This is a genomic window from Azonexus hydrophilus, assembly GCF_001956855.1.
Classification (GTDB): domain Bacteria; phylum Pseudomonadota; class Gammaproteobacteria; order Burkholderiales; family Rhodocyclaceae; genus Azonexus; species Azonexus hydrophilus_A.
In genome coordinates this window covers 148,641-168,412 of record NZ_MTHD01000002.1, presented here as the reverse complement: position 1 = coordinate 168,412, position 19,772 = coordinate 148,641, and the positions used below count along the sequence as shown (strand labels likewise).

At 62.5% G+C, this 19,772-nt stretch carries 15 protein-coding genes; 8 read left to right on the top strand and 7 right to left on the bottom strand.

Annotated features, from left to right (window positions below; translation table 11 throughout):
- Window positions 1-44 precede the first annotated feature (44 nt).
- The 5 genes from BJN45_RS05285 (at window position 45) to BJN45_RS05265 (ending at window position 6,882) form a co-directional block, all read left to right on the top strand.
- Window positions 45-1,013, top strand: a complete 969-nt coding sequence (locus BJN45_RS05285; protein ID WP_076092864.1) for a TAXI family TRAP transporter solute-binding subunit — start codon at window positions 45-47, stop codon at window positions 1,011-1,013.
- A 123-nt stretch (window positions 1,014-1,136) separates the two neighbouring features.
- Window positions 1,137-3,746, top strand: a complete 2,610-nt coding sequence (locus BJN45_RS05280) for a TRAP transporter permease (RefSeq protein WP_076092862.1) — start codon at window positions 1,137-1,139, stop codon at window positions 3,744-3,746.
- Window positions 3,747-3,774: 28 nt separating this feature from the next.
- Window positions 3,775-5,085 carry a Glu/Leu/Phe/Val family dehydrogenase gene (locus BJN45_RS05275; RefSeq protein WP_076092861.1) on the top strand — a complete coding sequence of 437 codons (1,311 nt, stop codon included), beginning with the start codon at window positions 3,775-3,777 and terminating at the stop codon, window positions 5,083-5,085.
- A 107-nt stretch (window positions 5,086-5,192) separates the two neighbouring features.
- Window positions 5,193-6,080 (top strand): DMT family transporter, encoded by an 888-nt coding sequence (locus BJN45_RS05270; RefSeq protein ID WP_076092859.1) that lies wholly within the window; start codon window positions 5,193-5,195, stop codon window positions 6,078-6,080.
- A gap of 1 nt (window position 6,081) precedes the next feature.
- Window positions 6,082-6,882: a zinc-dependent peptidase gene (locus BJN45_RS05265; protein ID WP_076092857.1), complete on the top strand. Its 801-nt coding sequence runs from the start codon at window positions 6,082-6,084 to the stop codon at window positions 6,880-6,882.
- 6 nt (window positions 6,883-6,888) lie between these two features.
- Here BJN45_RS05265 and fliW read toward each other — a convergent pair whose 3' ends face one another.
- Window positions 6,889-7,329 carry a flagellar assembly protein FliW gene (fliW, locus tag BJN45_RS05260; protein WP_076092855.1) on the bottom strand — a complete coding sequence of 147 codons (441 nt, stop codon included), beginning with the start codon at window positions 7,327-7,329 and terminating at the stop codon, window positions 6,889-6,891.
- 120 nt (window positions 7,330-7,449) lie between these two features.
- On the opposite strand from fliW, the gene BJN45_RS05255 reads away from it, so the two are divergent.
- Entirely contained in the window at window positions 7,450-9,756 is a 2,307-nt protein-coding gene (locus tag BJN45_RS05255; RefSeq protein ID WP_076092853.1) for a Tex family protein, read from the top strand.
- Between the two features lie 80 nt (window positions 9,757-9,836).
- Here the strand turns inward: BJN45_RS05255 and BJN45_RS05250 are convergent, their stop codons facing one another.
- Entirely contained in the window at window positions 9,837-13,085 is a 3,249-nt protein-coding gene (locus tag BJN45_RS05250) for an autotransporter outer membrane beta-barrel domain-containing protein (RefSeq protein WP_076092851.1), read from the bottom strand.
- A gap of 248 nt (window positions 13,086-13,333) precedes the next feature.
- Between BJN45_RS05250 and BJN45_RS05245 the strand changes: the two genes are divergently transcribed.
- Entirely contained in the window at window positions 13,334-14,668 is a 1,335-nt protein-coding gene (locus BJN45_RS05245; protein ID WP_083650867.1) for a ferredoxin reductase family protein, read from the top strand.
- Here BJN45_RS05245 and BJN45_RS05240 read toward each other — a convergent pair.
- Together BJN45_RS05240 and BJN45_RS05235 are read right to left on the bottom strand one after the other, a co-directional pair.
- Complete coding sequence (locus BJN45_RS05240; RefSeq protein WP_076092849.1) at window positions 14,665-15,747, bottom strand: NADH:flavin oxidoreductase/NADH oxidase; 1,083 nt, start codon at window positions 15,745-15,747, stop codon at window positions 14,665-14,667. The genes BJN45_RS05245 and BJN45_RS05240 overlap by 4 nt on opposite strands.
- 55 nt (window positions 15,748-15,802) lie before the next feature.
- Window positions 15,803-16,807, bottom strand: coding sequence for a zinc-binding alcohol dehydrogenase family protein (locus BJN45_RS05235; protein WP_076092847.1), 1,005 nt, complete (start codon window positions 16,805-16,807; stop codon window positions 15,803-15,805).
- Window positions 16,808-16,903: 96 nt separating this feature from the next.
- On the opposite strand from BJN45_RS05235, the gene BJN45_RS05230 reads away from it, so the two are divergent.
- Window positions 16,904-17,824, top strand: a complete 921-nt coding sequence (locus tag BJN45_RS05230; RefSeq protein WP_205750546.1) for a LysR family transcriptional regulator — start codon at window positions 16,904-16,906, stop codon at window positions 17,822-17,824.
- An 11-nt stretch (window positions 17,825-17,835) separates the two neighbouring features.
- Here the strand turns inward: BJN45_RS05230 and BJN45_RS05225 are convergent, their stop codons facing one another.
- From BJN45_RS05225 to BJN45_RS05215, 3 genes are all read right to left on the bottom strand, one after another.
- Window positions 17,836-18,309, bottom strand: coding sequence for a VF530 family DNA-binding protein (locus BJN45_RS05225; protein ID WP_076092845.1), 474 nt, complete (start codon window positions 18,307-18,309; stop codon window positions 17,836-17,838).
- Window positions 18,310-18,595: 286 nt separating this feature from the next.
- The gene (locus BJN45_RS05220) at window positions 18,596-18,901 is read right to left on the bottom strand and encodes an NIPSNAP family protein (RefSeq protein ID WP_076092843.1); all 306 of its coding nucleotides are present in this window, start codon (window positions 18,899-18,901) and stop codon (window positions 18,596-18,598) included.
- Window positions 18,902-19,163: 262 nt separating this feature from the next.
- Window positions 19,164-19,676 carry a hypothetical protein gene (locus BJN45_RS05215; RefSeq protein WP_076092841.1) on the bottom strand — a complete coding sequence of 171 codons (513 nt, stop codon included), beginning with the start codon at window positions 19,674-19,676 and terminating at the stop codon, window positions 19,164-19,166.
- Between the last annotated feature and the right edge of the window lie 96 nt (window positions 19,677-19,772).

Sequence of the window (19,772 nt, the reverse complement as noted above, 5' to 3'; positions counted from 1 at the left end):
CGGCATTCCAGCATCCTTTTCACGTCACCCCGTAAGGAGAAAACATGAAGAAATTCACCGTACTGGCTTCCGCCCTGGCCATCATCGGCACCCTCGGCGCCACCCCGGCCCAGGCCCAGCAGAAGTTCGTCACCATCGGTACTGGTGGTGTCACCGGCGTCTATTACGCTGCTGGCGGCGCCATCTGTCGCCTGATGAACAAGGATCGCGCCAAGCATGGCATCCGCTGCTCGGTCGAAAGTACCGGCGGCTCCGTTTACAACATCAATACCATCAAGGCTGGCGAACTCGATTTCGGCGTTTCCCAGTCCGACGTCCAGTACAACGCCGTCAAGGGCCTGAACCAGTACAAGGACGGCGGTGCCTTCGGCGACCTGCGTGCCGTCTTCGCACTGCACCCGGAACCGCTGACCATTGTCGCCCGCAAGGAAGCCAAGGTCGTCAAGTTCGAGGACTTCAAAGGCAAGCGCTTCAACGTCGGCGTTCCCGGCTCCGGCCAGCGCGCCACCATGGAAGTCCTGCTGCCGGCAATCAACATGAAGAATGCCGATTTCTCGCTGACCTCCGAACTGAAGCCTGACGAACACGGCGCCGCCCTGTGCGACAACAAGATCGACGGCTTTGCCTTCGTCGTCGGCCACCCGGCAGCCAACATCCAGGACGTGACCACGACCTGCGGCGCACAACTGGTCAATGTCACCGGCCCGGGCGTCGACAAGCTGATCGCCACCTATCCGTACTATGCCAAGGCCACCATCCCGGGCGGCCTGTATGCCAACAATCCGAACCCTGCCACGACCTTCGGCGTGGTGGCCAGCATCGTCAGCTCGACCAAGGTACCTGACGAAGTGGTCTACACCATGGTCAAGTCGGTTTTCGAGAACTTCGACGAATTCAAGAAGCTGCACCCGGCTTTCGGCAACCTCGATCCCAAGAGCATGATCAAGGATGGTCTGTCGGCCCCGCTGCACAATGGCGCCGTCAAGTACTACAAGGAAAAGGGCTGGATGTAATACAGCCCGCAGCCAGCATCGCCCGGGCGTCCTGACGATGCTGGCGGATGAATCACAACACAGCAAGACGCCAGTGGCGTCTTGCTGCGTTTACACCCTGCCCGAATTCCGGAGAACCGCAGCATGACAAGCTCGGACAAAAACAAAGTCGTACACGAACTCACCGAAGAACAGCTGAAGCAGATCGTTGCCGAAGCCGATACCGGTGGCCGCAAGCCCACCGGTGCAGCAGCCAAGTTGCTGCTGGCCCTCGCCCTCGCCTGGTCGCTGTTCCAGTTATGGATCGCCTCGCCCCTGCCCTTCTCGCTCGGCGTGTTCGTGCTCAATGACACCCAGTCGCGCGCCATTCACCTGGCCTTTGCCGTATTCATGGCGTTTGCCGCCTATCCTGCCTTCAAGTCCTCGCCACGCGCCTACATTCCTGCGGTCGACTGGCTTCTGGCAGCAGTTTCCGCCTTCTGCGCGGGCTACCTGTTCCTGTTCTACGCCGAACTGGCAGGCCGCCCCGGCATGCCGACCACGCTCGATCTGGTCGTCGCCGTCGTCGGCCTGACACTGCTGCTTGAAGCCGCACGCCGGGCACTCGGCCTGCCGATGGTCATCCTGGCCATCCTGTTCATGGTCTACATCTTCTTCGGCCAGTACATGCCGGAAGTCATCGCCCACCGCGGCGCTTCGCTGGCCAAGGGGATGAGCCACATCTGGCTGACCACCGAGGGTGTATTCGGCGTGGCGCTCGGCGTCTCGGCCAGTTTCATCTTCCTTTTCGTACTCTTCGGCGCACTGCTGGAAACCGCCGGCGCCGGCAACTACTTCATCAAGTCGGCCATTGCCCTGCTCGGCCACATGAAAGGCGGCCCGGCCAAGGCGGCCGTCGTTGCCTCCGCCAGCACCGGCCTGATTTCCGGTTCGTCGATCGCCAATGTCGTCACCACCGGCACCTTCACCATTCCGCTGATGAAGAGCGTCGGCTATCGTGCTGACCAGGCAGCCTCGGTCGAAGTCGCCTCGTCGGTCAACGGCCAGATCATGCCGCCGGTGATGGGCGCCGCCGCCTTCCTGATGGTCGAGTACGTCGGCATTCCCTACACCCAGGTGATGAAGCACGCGATCGTGCCGGCGTTGATTTCCTATATCGCGCTGTTCTACATCGTCCACCTCGAAGCCCTGAAGATGAACCTGCAGGGCCTGCCGCGGCGTGAACCGCTGCCCTGGCAACGCGCCACCATCTCGACACTGATGACGGTGTCCGGCCTGGTGATCCTTTCCGCCATCGTCTACTGGGGCTTCGGCTGGATCAAGGATCTCGCCGGCGACTCCGCCTTCGCCATCGTCAGCGTGCTGATGCTCGGCGCTTATGTCGGCATCGTCCGCTTCTCGGCACGCTATCCGGAACTGCACATGGACAAGCCGGACGAGAAGATGGAATACCTGCCGGAAATCGGCCCGACGCTGAAATCCGGCCTGCATTTCCTGCTGCCCGTCGCCGCACTGATCTGGAACCTGATGGTTGAACAGTTGTCGCCGGCTCTGTCGGCCTTCTGGGCAACGATGTTCCTGATCTTCATCCTGGTCACGCAACGCCCGCTGTTCGCCTTCTTCCGCGGTACCGGCACCTTCATGCCGGCGTTGAAGCAAGGCTTCCAGGACCTGTTCGACGGCCTCGTCACCGGTGCCCGCAACATGATCGGCATCGGCATCGCCACCGCGACGGCCGGCGTCATCGTCGGCACCGTGACGCTGACCGGTGTCGGCCTGGCGATGACCGAACTGGTCGAGATCCTTTCCGGCGGCAACCTGATGCTCATGCTGGTGCTGGTTGCGGTGATATCGCTGATCCTCGGCATGGGCCTGCCAACGACCGCCAACTACATCGTGGTGTCGACGCTGATGGCACCGGTGATCGTCGAGCTCGGTGCCCAGACCGGCCTGCTCGTGCCGCTGATCGCCGTACATCTGTTCGTCTTCTACTTCGGTCTGATGGCTGACGTCACGCCACCGGTCGGACTGGCGTCGTATGCGGCCGCCGGCATCGCCAAGAGCGACCCGATCAAGACCGGTTTCACCGCCTTCGGCTACAGCGCGCGCACGGCGATCCTGCCATTCATGTTCATCTTCAACACGCAGTTGCTGCTGATCGGCATTGATAGCTTCTTCCACCTGGTCCTCACTGTTACTAGCGCGACACTGGCCTGCCTGATGTTCGCAGCGGCAACTCAGGGCTGGTTCGTGGTCCGCAACCGCCTCCATGAATCCTTGCTGCTGTTACTCGTCACCTTCAGCCTGTTCCGCCCCGGTTTCTGGATGGACATGGTCTACCCGCCGTTCGAAGAAGTCGCGCCGACCGAACTCAGCCGTCTGGTCGAAGCGGCACCGAAAAATGGCAAGCTGCGCGTCTGGGTCGAAGGCATCACGCTGGAAGGCAAGGACGTCACCAAGGGCGTGCTGCTGTCGCTCGGGGAACCGGGCAAGGCCAGCGAGCGTCTGGGCAGCATGGGCCTGACGATGATGACCCTGGGCGACCAGGTGCAGGTCGCTGCGGTGCGCTTCGGCAGTCCGGCGGAAAAACTCGGTCTCGAACAGGGTTTCAACCTGAAGCACATCGAGGTAAACAACCCGGGACGTCCGGACAAGGAGTGGATCTTCATCCCGGCGCTGATGTTGCTGGCGCTGGTCTGGTTCATGCAACGTGCCCGCCGCAATCGCGAAAGCGCTGCAGCGACGCTTGCCTGAACTGCGTCACCAAGGAAAGGAAGTCAGGATGAGCATGCATGACGAAAACCGGAGCGCATCGGCCAGACTTGGCGGCCTTTCCTACCTCAACCCGGCGGCCCCGGAACCCTGGGCCAGTTTCATCGAACAGATCGAGCGCGTGCGCCCCTACCTGGGGCCACTCGAACGCTGGATCGAAACGCTGAAGCATCCGAAACGGACGCTGATCGTCGATGTCCCGATCGAGCGCGACGACGGCAGCATCGCCCACTTCGAGGGTTACCGCGTCCAGCACAACCTGTCGCGCGGCCCGGGCAAGGGTGGCATCCGCTTCCACCCGGCGGTAACGCTCAACGAAGTCATGGCGCTGGCCGGCTGGATGACCGTCAAGAATGCCGCCATCGGCCTGCCCTTCGGTGGCGCCAAGGGCGGCATCCGCGTCGATCCGGCCAGCCTGAGCAAGGGCGAACTGCAGCGCATGACGCGCCGCTTCACCTCGGAAATCGGCCTGATCATCGGCCCCGACCGCGACATCCCGGCACCGGACGTCGGCACCAACGCCAAGACCATGGCGATCATGATGGACACCTTCTCGATGAACCGCGGCGGTACCGCCACCGGGGTCGTCACCGGCAAGCCGATCGCGCTGGGCGGCAGTCTCGGCCGTCAGGAAGCCACCGGTCGCGGCGTTTTCCTGTGCGCCCGCGAAGCCGGCAAGCACCAGCACATCCCTCTTGAAGGCGCCCGCATCGTCGTCCAGGGCTTCGGCAACGTCGGCGGCATTGCCGCCCGGCTGTTCCGCGCCGCCGGCGCGCGGGTCATCGCCATCGCCGACCACACGGCAACGCTGGCCAACGATGCCGGCATCGACATTCCCGCCGCCCAGGCCTGGGTTGCCGAACACGGTGGCCTGGCCGGTTTTGACGGCGCCGGAGCGATCGAAATCGAGGACTTCTGGCAACTCGAATGCGAATACCTGATTCCCGCCGCGCTGGAAGGCCAGATCACGCCGGAGCGAGCCAACCGTGTGCGCGCCCGCGTTGTCGTCGAAGGCGCCAACGGCCCGACCACGCCGGCCGCCGACGACGTGCTGCGCGACCGTGGCATTCTCGTCGTCCCCGACGTGCTGGCCAATGCCGGCGGCGTCACGGTGTCGTACTTCGAATGGGTACAGGACTTCTCCAGCTTCTTCTGGACCGAAGACGAAATCAACGCCCGCCTCGAACGCATCATGGTCAGCGCCTTCGACGCCATCTGGCAGGTCGCCCAAGAAAAACAGGTTTCACTGCGTACGGCAGCTTTCATCATCGCCTGCCACCGCGTCCTCGAAGCGCGTGCCGAACGGGGGTTGTACCCCTGATTTGATCGCTGCTGCACGCCTGAGCTGGCAGCAATTCCACCCTTTCCCCAACGGGCCACACCGTCGATCCTGCGGTCGACGGTGCCGTCGGGCATAATCCGCCGACCATGCCGAAATTCCTCACCAATCCCTATCTCCTGCTCACCCTGACCGCACTGTTCTGGTCCGGCAACATGGTCCTCGGTCGCGGCATCCGCGCCGACGTGCCGCCGATGGCGCTGGCCTTCTGGCGCTGGGCCATCGCCTTCGTGCTCGTGCTGCCGCTGGCATTGCCACACCTTAAAAGCCAATGGCCACTGCTGAAGAAAGGCTGGAAACCGCTCTTCATCCTCGGCCTGCTCGGCGTCGGCTGCTACAACACCTTCGCCTACCTGGCGCTGCAGACAACGACAGCAACCAACGCGGTGCTGCTCAATTCCTTCATCCCGGTCGCCACCATCGCCATTTCCTGGGCCTTTCTCGGCAAGCACCTGAAGCCGCTGGCGGCATTCGGCGTCGCCATCTCGCTCGCTGGCGCGCTGACCATCGTTGCCCGCGGCGACCTCGACGTACTGCTGCACCTCAACCTGAACACCGGTGACGTCTGGATGCTTGCCGCCGTCGCCGTCTGGGCCATCTACACCGTCGGCCTGGCCTGGCGGCCAGCCGGCGTGCATCCGATGCTGATGCTCGCCGCCTTCACGCTGGTCGGACTGCTCGCGCTGTTCCCTGCCTACCTCTGGGAAATCGCCCAGGGCCGGACGATCAACATGCATCTCGGCTCGCTGGCGTCACTCGCCTACGTCGGCATCTTCCCGAGCTTCATCGGCTACATCTTCTACAACCGCGGCGTTGCCGAAGTCGGCGCCAACAAGGCCAGCCTGTTCATCCACCTGATGCCGGTCTTCGGCACGCTGCTGTCGGTCGCCTTCCTCGGCGAAATCCCGTACGCCTACCACTACGCAGGCATCGCGCTGATTTTCGCCGGCATCTGGCTGACCATGAAGAAGGGCTGAAATGGGCTTGTTCGACTGGCTGCGCCGCCCCCGGCCCGCCATTCCCGAGGCGCTGTGGCAACAGACCATGGCCAGCCTGCCGTTCTTCACCGATCTTGCGGTCGACGAGCAAAAACGCCTGAAAACCCTGACCGAGAAATTTCTCGCCGAGAAGGAATTCTCGACCGCCGGCGGCCTGCAACTGAGCGATGAAATCTGCGTCGCCATCGCCGCCCAGGGCTGCCTGCCGGTACTCGAACTGGGACTGGGCGCTTACGGCGACTGGGTCGGAATCATCGTTTACCCCGACGAGTTCGTCGTCCAGCGGGAAATGGCCGACGAGGCCGGCGTCGTGCACGAATACGCCGACGTGCTCTCCGGCGAAGCCTGGGAAGGCGGGCCGCTGCTGGTGTCGTGGCACGACGTGCAGATGGCCGGCGGCGACTACAACGTGGTCATCCACGAATTCGCGCACAAGCTGGACATGCTCAACGGCGCCGTCGACGGCATGCCGGCGCTGCATTCGGATCTTGCGGTCGACGAGTGGGAAAGCGTGTTTTCCGCGGCCTGGGAGAATTTCTGCCAGCGCGTCGACAGCGGCGAGGAAACGATCATCGACCCCTACGCCAGCGAAGCCCCGGAAGAATTCTTCGCCGTACTCAGCGAATGTTTTTTTGGCATTCCCGAAGTCGTCGACCGTGAATATCCTGCGGTCTACGCCCTGTTGCGCCGCTATTTCCGCCAGGACCCACTGGCCCGGCTGCGGACGAAAAACGGACAAAACAAAGCCGGCCCCGCAGGACCGGCCATTGCTATCGGCTGAAGCCGGTCAGACCTTGCTGACCAGATTCGACAGGGTCACGTTGGTAGCGACCTGAGCCAGCAGCTTCTGCAGGCCGACACGGGCCTTCAGGTTGATGATCAGCGGTGCGCGCAGGCTCGGCGCGATGCCGGCATCGCCTTCTTCCTGCTTGTACAGCACGATCATCACGGCCACATCGTCGGCAGCCGGCGATTTCAACAGGGCATCTTCCTCGTCGCTCAGTTCGAGCTCATAGCTGAAACCGAGGGCAGCCGGATCGATGATCTGGAATGCCAGTGCCGGCTCTTCCAGCGACTGCAGCGTGAAACTGGCCGGGGCGCCCTTGCCTTCTTCGTGAACCAGCATGAACTGTTTCTTGTCTTCGAAAGCGAACAGGCCATTCGGGAAAGTAATGGTTTTTTCCGGCGAAACGTCAACCGCACCAAACAGGTAAGTCTGAACTTGCATGTGTTTCCTCCTCTGTCATTGGAATACTTACGAATACATCCTACACCAGTAGAACAAGAGTTGTAATTTCAGTTTGGATTGCGCATTATTCACCCCCCCTTTTGCTGCACTGCCGCACCCATGCTCGCACCCATCGAACACCGCATCGCCGTCGAACTCAACGTCCGTCCCGCCCAGGTCAAGGCTGCCGTCCAGCTCCTCGACGAAGGCGCCACCGTGCCCTTCATCGCCCGTTACCGCAAGGAAGTCACCGGCGAACTCGACGACACGCAGCTGCGCAACCTGGAAGAGCGTCTCGGCTACCTGCGAGAACTCGAAGACCGCCGCGGCGCCGTTCTCGCCAGCATCGAGGAACAAGGCAAGCTGACGCCGGAACTGCGGGCGGTGATCGAAGATGCCGAAACCAAGCAGCGTCTCGAAGACCTTTACCTGCCGTACAAGCAGAAACGCCGGACCAAGGCCCAGATCGCCCGCGAGGCCGGCATCGAGCCGCTGGCGCTGGCGCTGCTCGACAACCCGGAACTGACGCCGGACGACGAAGCCGAAAAATACCTCAACGCCGACGCCGGCTTCGCCGACGCCAAGGCCGTGCTCGACGGCGCCCGCCAGATCCTGATGGAAAAGTTCGCCGAAGATGCGCAACTGCTGCAGACGCTGCGCGACTACCTGAAGGAACACGGTTTATTGCGGTCGACCGTCATTGAAGGCAAAGAATTGGAAGGCGCCAAGTTCCGCGACTGGTTCGACTTCGCCGAATCGATTGTCGACATGCCATCGCACCGCGCGCTGGCCTTACTGCGCGGGCGTAACGAAGGTTTCCTCAACGTCAGCCTGGTGCTCGACTCCGAGCTCAACGAGGACGCCGTCAAGCCCGGACCGAGCCCGTGCGAGCAACGCATCGCCGCCCGCTTCGGCATCAAGGCGCAGAACCGCCCGGCCGACAAATGGCTGCAGGACACCGTGCGCTGGACCTGGAAGGTCAAGGTCTATACCCACCTCGAACTCGAACTGGTCAATGAACTGCGCGAGCGCGCCGAGGAAGAAGCCATCCGCATCTTCGGCAAGAACCTCAAGGACCTGCTGCTCGCCGCACCGGCCGGCCAGCACGTGACCATGGGCGTCGACCCGGGCATCCGCACCGGCTGCAAGATCGCCGTCGTCGACGCCACCGGCAAGCTGCTCGACACCGCCACCATCTACCCGCACGAACCGCGCAACGACTGGGGCGGCTCGATCTCGACCATTGCCCGCCTGGCCTCGACGCACGGCGTCACCCTGGTCGCCATCGGCAACGGCACTGCCAGCCGCGAAACCGACAAGCTGGTGCAGGACGTCATGAAGAAGTACCCGGAAGCCCGGCTGCAGAAAATCGTCGTCTCGGAAGCCGGCGCCTCGGTGTACTCCGCTTCGGAACTGGCGGCCAAGGAATTCCCCGACCTCGACGTCTCGATCCGCGGCGCCGTGTCGATTGCCCGCCGGCTGCAGGACCCGCTCGCCGAACTGGTAAAGATCGAACCAAAATCGATCGGCGTCGGCCAGTACCAGCACGACGTTTCCCAATCCAAGCTGGCGAAGAACCTGGATGCCGTTGTCGAGGATTGCGTCAATGCCGTCGGCGTCGACGTGAACACCGCCTCGGTGCCATTGCTGACCCGCATCTCCGGCCTCAACGGCAACCTGGCCGCGAACATCGTCAGCTACCGCGACGCCCACGGCGCCTTCAAGTCGCGCGACGACCTGAAGAAGGTGCCGCGCCTCGGTGACAAGACCTTCGAACAGGCTGCCGGCTTCCTGCGCGTGCCCAACGGCGACAACCCGCTCGACGCCTCATCGGTGCACCCGGAAGCCTATCCGGTCGTCGAAAAGATCATTGTCGATCTGAAGAAATCGATGAAGGACATCCTCGGTAACAGCCAGGCGCTCAAGGGTTTGAACCCGGCCAAATACACCGACGAACGCTTCGGCCTGCCGACCGTGCAGGACATCTTCAAAGAACTGGAAAAACCCGGCCGCGACCCGCGCCCCGAGTTCAAGACCGCCACCTTCGCCGACGGCGTCGAGGAAGTGAAGGACCTGCGTCCGGGCATGATCCTCGAAGGGGTGGTGACCAACGTCGCCGCCTTCGGCGCCTTCGTCGACATCGGCGTGCATCAGGACGGCCTGGTTCACGTTTCCGCGCTGTCCAACACCTTCGTCAAGGACCCGCACAGCATCGTCAAGGCCGGCCAGGTGGTGAAAGTGAAAGTGCTGGAAGTCGACCTCGCCCGCCAGCGCATCGCGCTGACCATGCGCATGAGCGACGAGCCGAAGAAGCACGACGCCGGCGCCCAACGCGGTGCGCCGCTGTCGAAAAACCAGGCTCGGCACAACGCCCCGGCTCCCGCCGGCAGCGCCATGGCCAGCGCCTTCGCCAAGCTGAAACGCTGACCTCACCGTCATTGCGAGCGCAGCGCGGCAATCCATGGATCGCCGCGGAGCTTTGCCCTCGCGATGACTGCCAACCTCGCTCAGAAATGCCAGAGTGCGCGCGCCGTCAGTTGGTGCAGTTGGTACTTCGACTTGAATTCGCCGTCGTAATTGACGGCAATCGTCACGCCCTCGCCGACGATCTTGCGGTAACCAAGCCCAAGTTGCAGGGCGTCCCGCTCCTGCTTGACCTCATCGATCGTGAATGCCGACCCACCGCTATTCAGGCTCGCGCGGATCTCGGGCGAGTTGGCGAACTCGTGGAGGTAACGGGCGCGCAGATTCAACTGGCTGGACGACGAGAGTTGCTGGCTCAACTCAACCCCGAGCACCGACTGCAGGGATGTGGCGCTGCTGTCCTTGATGCGCAGGGCGGCCGCAGCATTGCCTTTTTCGGTATAGCCGGAAGTATCGAGGTAAGCGGCGCGGGCACCAACGAGCCAGCGACCGGACCAGACGGCGGAGATGGCAAACGGGAAGCCGGCTTCGACCCGACCACTGATACCGAGACCATGATAGTCGCCGCGCAGATCGGCGGAGAAGCCGGTAAAGCTGACCCGGCGCCGGGTTTCATACTTGTTGTAGCCTGCAACCAGCGACGCATCGAGCGTCAAGTCATCGCCCGCCCGGCTGAAATATCCGCCAAGATGGTAGCCATCGACGTTCAGGTCATCGCCGCTGGCGGTATCGGTACCATCGGCATAAGCACGGGTATAGCCGCCCGATACGCCCAGCACCTCACCTGCAGAGCGATCCGTTTCGAAACCGAAGGCAAGGCCGCCGGCACCGGAGCGATAACCACCGACATCGGCCCGGGATTCCTGCCGGCCACGGGCACCCAGTGCCTCCATCCAGAAACGGCCGCTGACGGCATCGCCGGATGCGATGCCGCGACTCGAGCCAGTAGCACTACGATTACCGAACGCCGACATCAACATCCCTGACGACAATTGCGTCGCCTGAAATCCGGCGCCGGAACGAACCGGCATGACCTGCCCGAGCGCCTGCCTGAAGGCCGCCGGCGAACGCTGGTTGTCCAGCGCCCCCAGCAACTCGTTGGCACCTGAGCTGCCACCCTGGCCAAGTGCGTCCAGCACGCCAGCCAGCCCCCGGGTCTCATCATCGGCCAGGCTGGCCATGCTCGCCGTGCGGGTTGCCGTCAGCACCAGGTCGGCGCCAACGTTGCTCAGCGCATAACTGACCGTTGCCGAATCAGCATCCGCCGCCAGCGTGGAGACGCTGGAAACGCCCCCCTGGATCAGCGTGTACTGGGCGCCGTTTGCCACGTAGGCAAGCGAAACCGGTTTGATCGTCGAACCGGCGGTCAATGTCGTCGTGCCGCCAACGGTGAAGCGATCACTGCTGTTGCCCTGGCCCACCCCCATCTCGACCAGCGACGCCGAGCCGAAAACGAGGTCACCGCCAACCGCAGTATTGCGCGCCGAATTGTCGCTGGCGCGCCGGAAAGTGCCGTCAATACCCACGTCAGCACTGGTCGAAAAGCCGCCGTTCATCTGCAGGCTGGCGCCGGCATCGACCTGCAGGGAAGTGATGCTGCCCAGGCCGTAGTCGAAAACGGTGCTGCCGTCGCGTACGACAAAGCGCTCGAAGCCGCTCAATGTACCGCTGGCAAAGCGCTGGACACCGCCAGTTTCCAGCGTATCGACACCGGCACCACCGGCAATGCTGCCGACAACGACGCCCGTCCCGCCACCGTTGAACAGCTTCAGGACGTCATCGCCGGCGCCCATGTCGATGGCCATGCCGTTCCTGCCTTCGATCCGGCCGTAGTTGGTCAGCGTATCGGCGCCTGCGCCCATCTGCACCGCCGCACCGGCAGTCGTACCGGCGGCTTCATCGACCAGGGTCGAGTCGACACCGCCGGTGATCGTGCCGCTGGCATAATTGATCAACACGTCATCGAAAGTGCCGACCAGGCCAATCGCCGTCTTCTTTTCGCCGACGATGCTGCCTTCGTTGAAGATCCGCACACTTGCCGGGTCAACCGTCGCCGTGCCACGCCCCGCGGCAACGGCGGTACCAGCGGCACCGTCATCGATCAATATCCCCTTCGACTGCCCGTAGATCGTCGCGCCGGAATGGTTGACGATGGTTCCGCCACCCGCTGCGATGCCGTCGGCGCCATTGGCGTTGCCGCCTGAATCGAGGCCACCGGCGCCGGTCCCGCGAATGCTGCCCCAGTTCTCGACATAGGCCACACCATCGATATCGACGCCGTCGCCGTCACCGTTGCTGGTGGTCTGGCCGAGGCCCTCGTGGTCATAGACATTGCCCGCACCGGCGTAATTCCCGGTGATCGTCCCGTAGTTGATGACCACGCCGTGACCGTCCAGACCGACGCCCGAACCGTTGTTGCCGGTAATGACGCCGCTGGCGTAATTGATCACCACCGAGTCGTCGATCTTGACCCCGGCCGTCGTCACACCACCAACCACCTTGTCGAAGGTGACACCGTTCGGCCCGGTCGAAGTGACGACCAGGCGGTCGATGCCGACCAGATCGGCATCGGCGATGGCGGCAACCGGATCGCCGCCGTCAACGCCGTGCCGCGGCCCGGTGATCGTGCCGTAGTTCAGGATGGCCACGTTCGAACGGCCATTCTCGATCGCCACACCATCCGCCGCCGAGTAATCATTGACGCAGCCGGCACCGATATACCCCGGACAACTGGTGTTGACCGCACCGGTCGAATGGATGGCGCCGTAATTGGTCAGCGTGAAGTTGCTGCCGAGGCGCAGCGCATCGTTCCCGGTCGAGCTGATCACCGCCGCGCTGTTGCTCACCGAACCGTTGATGATCCGGTTGTTGGTCGAGCTGTAGTTGGCATCCGCCTTGATCGCCCGTTCGCCGTTGATCGCCGGACCAGTCTGCGAAATCGTTCCCTGGTTGTCGATCAGATAACTGCCTGCGGCGCGATTCAGGCGGATCACGACACCACCGCTGGCGGTGATCAGGCCACCGAGATTGTTGGTGATGCTCAGCACCGGCGTTCCGGCATTGGCGTCAATCGTTCGTCCGGTGCCTGTCTGGCTGATGGTGCCACTGTTGGTGATTGACGTGGTGCCGGCCCCGACCGTCACCGCTACCGTACTGCCGGAAGTCGTCAGCGCCCCGCTCGCCGCCACCACCCCGGTTTCTCCACTGGCAACGCTCTGGGCAGTGGTATTGGTCTCGCCACCGGCAACGGTAAAACTCGCCGCATACGCCTGCGAAAGAAACAAGGTTTGTACAGCCAGTGCCAGCGGCAAGCGCCGAAATGCAGGATTCATCGGAAGACCCCAGGGGAAAAATGCCATGAGTCTATGAGGGCGCTATTACATGGTCGTTACAGCACGCCCACCGAGCGGGCGCTGTGGCACTTCATCGCGAGGAGCAAAGCCCCGTGGCAATCCAGGCACTTTCTGGATTGCCTGGCTACGCTCGCAATGGCAGCCTTGTCGAGCGGCGATTTTCATTTGCTTACATCCTGAAACCTCCACCAGACAACGCAAGGCGTAGACTATTGTCATCAAACGACATGGCAATCGTCATCATGAAACGCCCGCTCTATTTACTCGCACTGATCCCCATCGGCCTGTGGGCCGCCTTCATCCTGCCGGATCTCATGGCCGGCGAACAAAACGGTCCCTGGTTCTGGCGTCGCAACCTGATCCTGCTGTCCGGCATTGTCGCACTGTGGTGGATGAGCGCCGGCATGCTGCTCGCCACCCGGGCGCCCTGGCTGGAAAACCGTTTCGGCGGGCTGGACAGGCTCTACCGGCTGCACAAGAACATCGGCATCGGCGCCGGCATTCTGGTTTTTGCCCACTGGATGCTGGAATGGCTGCCCAAGAACCTCGCCCAGGCGGGCTGGATTGCCGGGCCCAATCGTCCGCGCGGGCCGCGCGTCGCCGAACCGTGGGTCGATCTGGCCAAGGATGTCGGCGAATGGGCCGGTTACATCCTGCTGGCGCTGGTTGTCGTGGCGCTGATCCGGCGCATTCCCTACCGTTATTTCCGGCTGGTGCACAAGGCCTTCGGCCTGATCTTCCTGGCTGGCGTCTTCCATGGGCTGATGCTGCTGCCGGGCGCCTTCTGGCAAACCCCGCTGGCCTGGCTGACCGTTGCCGTGGCCGCCGCCGGTGTCGTACCGGCACTGCTGTCGCTGAGCAACCGTATCGGTCGCAAACGCCAGCACGGTGCAACCATCGAAGCGATCCATCAGGCCGACGGGCAGACACTCGAAATCGTCTGTCGCCCGGACAACAGCTGGCCCGGCCACCGCGCCGGCCAGTTCCTGCTGGCCGATTTTGCCGTCGCCCGCGAAGGCGCCCACCCCTTCACCATTGCCTCTGCCTGGGACAGCCAGGACGGGACATTGACGCTGGACATCAAGGCGCTCGGCCACCTGACGCAGCAGTTGCCGGCGCTGCTGGTTACCGGCCAGCGGATCACGCTGGAAGGCCCCTACGGTCACTTCGATTTTTCCGGAAATCCGGCGGTCGACCGCAGCAACGGGCACCAGATCTGGGTCGCCGGCGGTGTCGGCATCACGCCCTTCCTCGCCCGCCTGCAGCACCTGGCCAGCTTCGGCGCCCGTGCCGACGTCGACCTGTTCTACTCAACCACCGGCACCGGTGATTTTCCCGAGCAGCTAGACGCCTTGTGCCAACGCACCGGCGTCCGCCTGCACCGCCGCCTGAGCGACCGCGACGGCCCGTTCGCCGCCGCCGACATCACCGCCTGCCAACAGGGCGGGACCAGCGTCTGGTTCTGCGGCCCGCGCAACTGGGGCGAAATGCTTGCCCGCCAGTTCCGCACCGTCGGCCTGCCGCAAGAGAGTTTCCACCAGGAAGCCTTCGAGTTCCGCTAGGCGCGGAGCGGCGTCCCGGGTGGCAGCGCCCGCAGGTACTGCGCCGGCCATGCCGCGGTGACGCCCAATGCCTGTGCCGCCTGCAGCGGCCAGTGAGGATTGCGCAGGATTTCGCGGCCGACCAGCACCAGATCAGCTTCACCGCCGGCGACAATGGCCTCGGCCTGCGCCGCGTCGGTGATCAGGCCGACAGCGGCCACCGGCAAACCGGTTTCCGTGCGGATACGTGTCGCGAACGGCACCTGGAAACCGGGCCCGGCCGGAATCTTCGCCCCCGGCACCAGCCCGCCGGTGGATACATCGATCAGATCGACGCCGTCGGTTTTGAGCAGGCGGCACAGGTCGATCGTCTGTTCCGCATCCCAGCCGCCATCGACCCAATCGGTCGCCGACAGGCGAACCAGCAGCGGCAGGTGTTGCGGCCATGCCTCACGCACCGCTGCGATCACCGCGCGCGGCAGGCGAATCCGGTTGGCGAAACTGCCGCCGTATTCATCGGTGCGCAAATTGCTCAGCGGCGACAGGAACTGATGCAGTAGATAGCCATGCGCCGCGTGGATTTCAACCGCCTTGAAACCGGCCTGCAAAGCCCGGCGGGCGGCGGCGACGAACGCTGGCAGCACCTGGCCGATCCCGTTCGCGTCCAGCGCCTGCGGTGGCGCGTAACCGTCAAAGGCAATCGCTGACGGCGCGACGGTGGTCCAGCCACCTTCTGCCGCAGTCAGCGTCTTTTGCGCCTCCCAGCCACGCCCGACACTCGCCTTGCGGCCGGCATGCGCCAGCTGGATCGCCGGCACCCCGCCCTGCGCCTCGATCAGCCGGACGATGCGCGCCAGGCCCTCGATCTGGGTGTCGTCCCACAAGCCGAGGTCACCGTGGCTGATCCGCCCTTCCGGCAACACCGCCGTCGCCTCGACGATGACCAGCCCTGCACCGCCGACGGCGCGACTGCCGTAATGCTGGAGATGCCAGTCGGTCACCCGACCGTCGATGGCGGAATACTGGCACATCGGCGGCATGCCGATGCGGTTGGGTAGCTGAAGGTCGCGCAATTGCAGCGGGGAGAACAGGGATGACATCAAATGCTCCGGTCACAGATGAAAATTGGCAAAATCCTGCGGTCGACCGCAGGAATCAGAAGTTTTCCAGCACGATCTTGCCACGTGCCCGGCCGCTTTCAAGCAAAGCGTGCGCGCGTCGCAGGTTGGCGGCGTCGATGCGGCCGAAATGCTCGGCCAGCGTCGTGCGCACGCGCCCGGTATCGACCAGTTGCGCCACCGCATTCAACAGTTCGCCCTGCTTCGCCATGTCCGGCGTGCCGAACAGCGAGCGCGTGAACATCAACTCCCAATGTACCGACACGCTCTTGCGCTTCAGCGACACGACATCCAGACTGGCCGGATCGTCGATCAGCGCAAACTTGCCCTGAGGTGCGATCAACTCGACGATCCCGGCAAAGTGCCGGTCGGTCTGGTTCAGGCTCACCACGTAATCCGCCTCGGCAAAACCGGCAGCGCGCAATTCGCCCGCCAACGGCCGGCTGTGGTCGATGACGCAATGCGCCCCCAGTTCCTCCAGCCAGGCATGCGTTTCCGGCCGCGACGCGGTGCCGACCACGGTCAGCCCGGTCAGTTGTCGCGCCAGTTGCACGAGGATGGAGCCGACGCCCCCGGCCGCGCCAATCACCAGCAAGGTACCGGTCGAATCAGCCTGCAGGCCGAGGCGGTCGAACAGGATTTCCCAGGCGGTGATCGCCGTCAGCGGCAAGGCCGCGGCCTGCGCAAAATTTACGGTCGACGGCATTTTTCCGACAATTCTCGCGTCGACCGCATGCAACTCGCTGTTGCCGCCCGGCCGCGCAATCGAGCCGGCGTACCAGACGCGATCACCCAGCGCAAAACCCTGCACGGCGCTGCCGACCTCGAGCACCTCGCCCGCCACATCCCAGCCGAGCACCTTCCATTCACCATCGGCCGGCGCCACACCACGGCGCACCTTGGTATCAACCGGGTTGACCGAAACCGCGCGCACGGCCACCAGCAAATCATGTTCGCCGATCCCCGGCGACGGCAACTCGATATCGACCAGCGACTGCACATCGGCAATCGGCAGGCACTGGCGGTAGGCAACGGCTTTCATCGGACGACTCCATCAATTGGTTCAGGACGTCCGCAGTATCGTTTACTCAAAAACCGAAATAAACTAGCCGAACAACGAAACACTTTCAAAAATATCGTGAGAATAAAAAACCTCCACGACCTGCAGCTATTCGTCCGCGCTGCCGAACTCGGCAGCCTGTCCGCCGCCGCCCGCCAGCTCGACCTCTCGCCGGCACTCGCCAGCGCCGGCCTGAAGCGGCTCGAAGCCGAACTCGGCGTGCCGCTGATGCTGCGCTCAACCCGCAGCCTGCGCCTGTCCCGCGAAGGCGAACGCCTGCTGCCCGCCGCCCGCCTCGCGCTCGACGGCCTGCGCGACGCCACCGAAGAAATCGCCACCGGCCGCCAGGTCATCCGCGACCACCTGCAAATCTCCCTGCCCTCCGACCTCGGCCGCAACCACATCCTCGGCTGGCTCGACGCCTTCCAGGCGCGCTGGCCCGACGTCAGCTTCCGCCTGCAATTCAGCGACCGCGCCGCCGACGTTTACCGCCAGCCCGTCGACCTCGCCATCCGCTACGGCAGCCAGCCCGACTCCGGCCTCGTCGCCCTGCCACTGCACGCCGCCAACCAGCGCATCCTCTGCGCCGCCCCCGCCTACCTCGCACGCCACGGCACCCCGGGCTCGCCCGAAGAGCTCACCCGGCACAACTGCCTGCGTTTCAAGGTTGGCGACGAACTGCACGACCACTGGCGCTTCACCCGCGCCGGCAAGGAAATCCGCATCGAAGTCAGCGGCGACCGCGCCTGCGACGATGGCGACGCCGTCCGCCGCTGGGCCGTCGCCGGCCGCGGCATCGCCTACAAATCCGGCCTCGACATCGCCGAAGACATCGCCAGCCGCCGTCTCATCCGCCTCTGCCCCGACTGGCAAGGCGAAACCGTCCCGCTCGCCCTCATCTGCGCCGACCGCCGCCAGCTATCGCCGACCGTGGTACTGCTCAGGGAACATTTGCGCGAACAGTGCGAAGCGCTGGGCCAGCGCCTCGAAACCAGTTGAACGAACCGGACTTATTTTTTCCACTTCGCCCAGGGATCGGAATCATCAGGAACAGCAGTCCTCGCATGATTCGACACCTTGGCCGGGCCAGCACGACGACCGGCATCCGAACCAAACGCGGCCGCTTTCCTGGCGCGCTTTTCCGACAAGCGCTCGGCATCCTCCAGACTCAACACAGCCGGCGCCCCCGGCACTTGCCCCGGCGGAATGATGCGATCCCGCGGCGGCAACTCGAACTGCTCCTCGGACGCACGCGGCAAGCTCTTGAATTTGTACAGATAAAACGACTCAACCTTCTCCCGCGCCCAATCCGTCTTCTTGAGGAATTTGACGCTCGATTCAATACTCGGATTTTTGTTGAAGCAATTGATATTCAGATAGGCGAACAAAATCTCAAAACCATAACAATCGACCAGTTCAGTCAACAACTCCTTCAAACCAACACCATGCAAGGGGTTGTTTTTGTAGTCCAAATCAACGTTCATCAAGATATCCGGGCACGTGAAAAATGGGGCATTGTAGCTGTTTCGGCTGAGGGGATTCAGCGGGATGCGGATTGGGCTAGAGGACGCAGGCAGTAGCTGGATAGGGGATGGTTGCGGCGGGCGTGACGGCTGCTGGGCTAGCGCTCATTGCTGAATCAAGAGCAAGACGAGAGAAAAGAGCATGACTGCGACATTGATGACAAAGTATACACAGCTCTTTATGCATGACGCTTGACATGAGGGACGAGATTTTGCGCGTCCCTCATGGCGTATGGGCTAGCCATTTTCACTCGAAAACAGGCCTGAAAAAGCTGCGCTCATAGCTGATGATGCAACGCGTGTCTTCAGCGTACTTGAACGCGGCGATGCACTCCGGGTCTTGAAACGATTTGGCTCTGTACTCCTCATAAAGTGCCAAACTCGGAAAAGTGAACATTGCCAAAGCAACATTATTTGCCCCCTCCGATGGCAGGAAGTAGCCATGGTGTTTGCCACCAAACCTCTCGACGAGTGGAATCCAGATTTTTCCGTAATTTTCAAATTCTTTGAGTTTGAAAGGATCAATGATGTAACGCAGATAACAGGTAACCATGATTTACTCAGAAGGACTAACGACGCTGTAGAAAAAACCACTCAAAAAATTGAGGGGTATATTAAGAGGATAATTTATCTACCCTGAGACGATGGTCATCGAATCTGGAGCGATTGTGCAAGCTGGGTTTTTGTCGGACATGGCCATTTATCGCAGAATTTGGTTTTTCTACAGCTTCAACGTAGCGGTGGCCGGCACTGCGCAGCTTCATCGCGCAGCATCCAGCGACCGAAGGGAACGAGGTCGACCGCCATGTTGGGCGTTAACGTTCCTCGCGGATGCGACTAGAGATATCAGCCATAATTTTCAAATACTCATCAATCGTTTGCTTAGCTGCTTTCAGCTCCCTCTTAGAGTACCGTTGCGGGATCAGATTAAGATTGACTTCGTATGCTTGGCCAAAATAGGTTGGCCCAATGTAGCTTAACAATGCTTCTTTGCAGAGGTTCAAGATTCTTCGGCGTTTGAAGTAGGCTAACTTGAGGTTGCGATCAATTTCGATGTTAAAAACTTCTATTGTGGTGTAGCCCTCGCTGTACGGCTTCGTCATCCTGCGTGTTTGTTTAACCGCGAAGTGTTCGCCATACGCAAAAAACTTGCACTTCAGTGTGGGCGGAAAATCCGAATAATGCAGCTCTTGAGGAAAGGACAATAAGCCAGCTTTCCGCTTCAAATCGACATAGATGGGAACCTGAGTCAAAGCCTTTACATCCTCAGTGCTGATGCCTAGTAGCTCAACAATGTAGTCACTCGTGGTTGTTTTTGAGAAGGCCATGGAGTGTTCGCTGGTAATGGATTAACGACGCCCAACGTCTGGATTCACCGGCGCTGCGCGGCTTCATCGCGCAGCGTCCGGTGGAATGATGGGTTA

Coding starts and splice junctions, on each gene's coding strand:
- BJN45_RS05275 (WP_076092861.1), top strand. CDS start 3,775: ATGAGCATGCATGACGAAAACCGGAGCGCATCGGCCAGACTTGGCGGC.
- BJN45_RS05285 (WP_076092864.1), top strand. CDS start 45: ATGAAGAAATTCACCGTACTGGCTTCCGCCCTGGCCATCATCGGCACC.
- BJN45_RS05245 (WP_083650867.1), top strand. CDS start 13,334: ATGGCAATCGTCATCATGAAACGCCCGCTCTATTTACTCGCACTGATC.
- BJN45_RS05270 (WP_076092859.1), top strand. CDS start 5,193: ATGCCGAAATTCCTCACCAATCCCTATCTCCTGCTCACCCTGACCGCA.
- BJN45_RS05280 (WP_076092862.1), top strand. CDS start 1,137: ATGACAAGCTCGGACAAAAACAAAGTCGTACACGAACTCACCGAAGAA.
- BJN45_RS05250 (WP_076092851.1), bottom strand. CDS start 13,085: ATGAATCCTGCATTTCGGCGCTTGCCGCTGGCACTGGCTGTACAAACC.
- fliW (WP_076092855.1), bottom strand. CDS start 7,329: ATGCAAGTTCAGACTTACCTGTTTGGTGCGGTTGACGTTTCGCCGGAA.
- BJN45_RS05240 (WP_076092849.1), bottom strand. CDS start 15,747: ATGTCATCCCTGTTCTCCCCGCTGCAATTGCGCGACCTTCAGCTACCC.
- BJN45_RS05215 (WP_076092841.1), bottom strand. CDS start 19,676: ATGGCCTTCTCAAAAACAACCACGAGTGACTACATTGTTGAGCTACTA.
- BJN45_RS05265 (WP_076092857.1), top strand. CDS start 6,082: ATGGGCTTGTTCGACTGGCTGCGCCGCCCCCGGCCCGCCATTCCCGAG.
- BJN45_RS05235 (WP_076092847.1), bottom strand. CDS start 16,807: ATGAAAGCCGTTGCCTACCGCCAGTGCCTGCCGATTGCCGATGTGCAG.
- BJN45_RS05220 (WP_076092843.1), bottom strand. CDS start 18,901: ATGGTTACCTGTTATCTGCGTTACATCATTGATCCTTTCAAACTCAAA.
- BJN45_RS05225 (WP_076092845.1), bottom strand. CDS start 18,309: ATGAACGTTGATTTGGACTACAAAAACAACCCCTTGCATGGTGTTGGT.
- BJN45_RS05255 (WP_076092853.1), top strand. CDS start 7,450: ATGCTCGCACCCATCGAACACCGCATCGCCGTCGAACTCAACGTCCGT.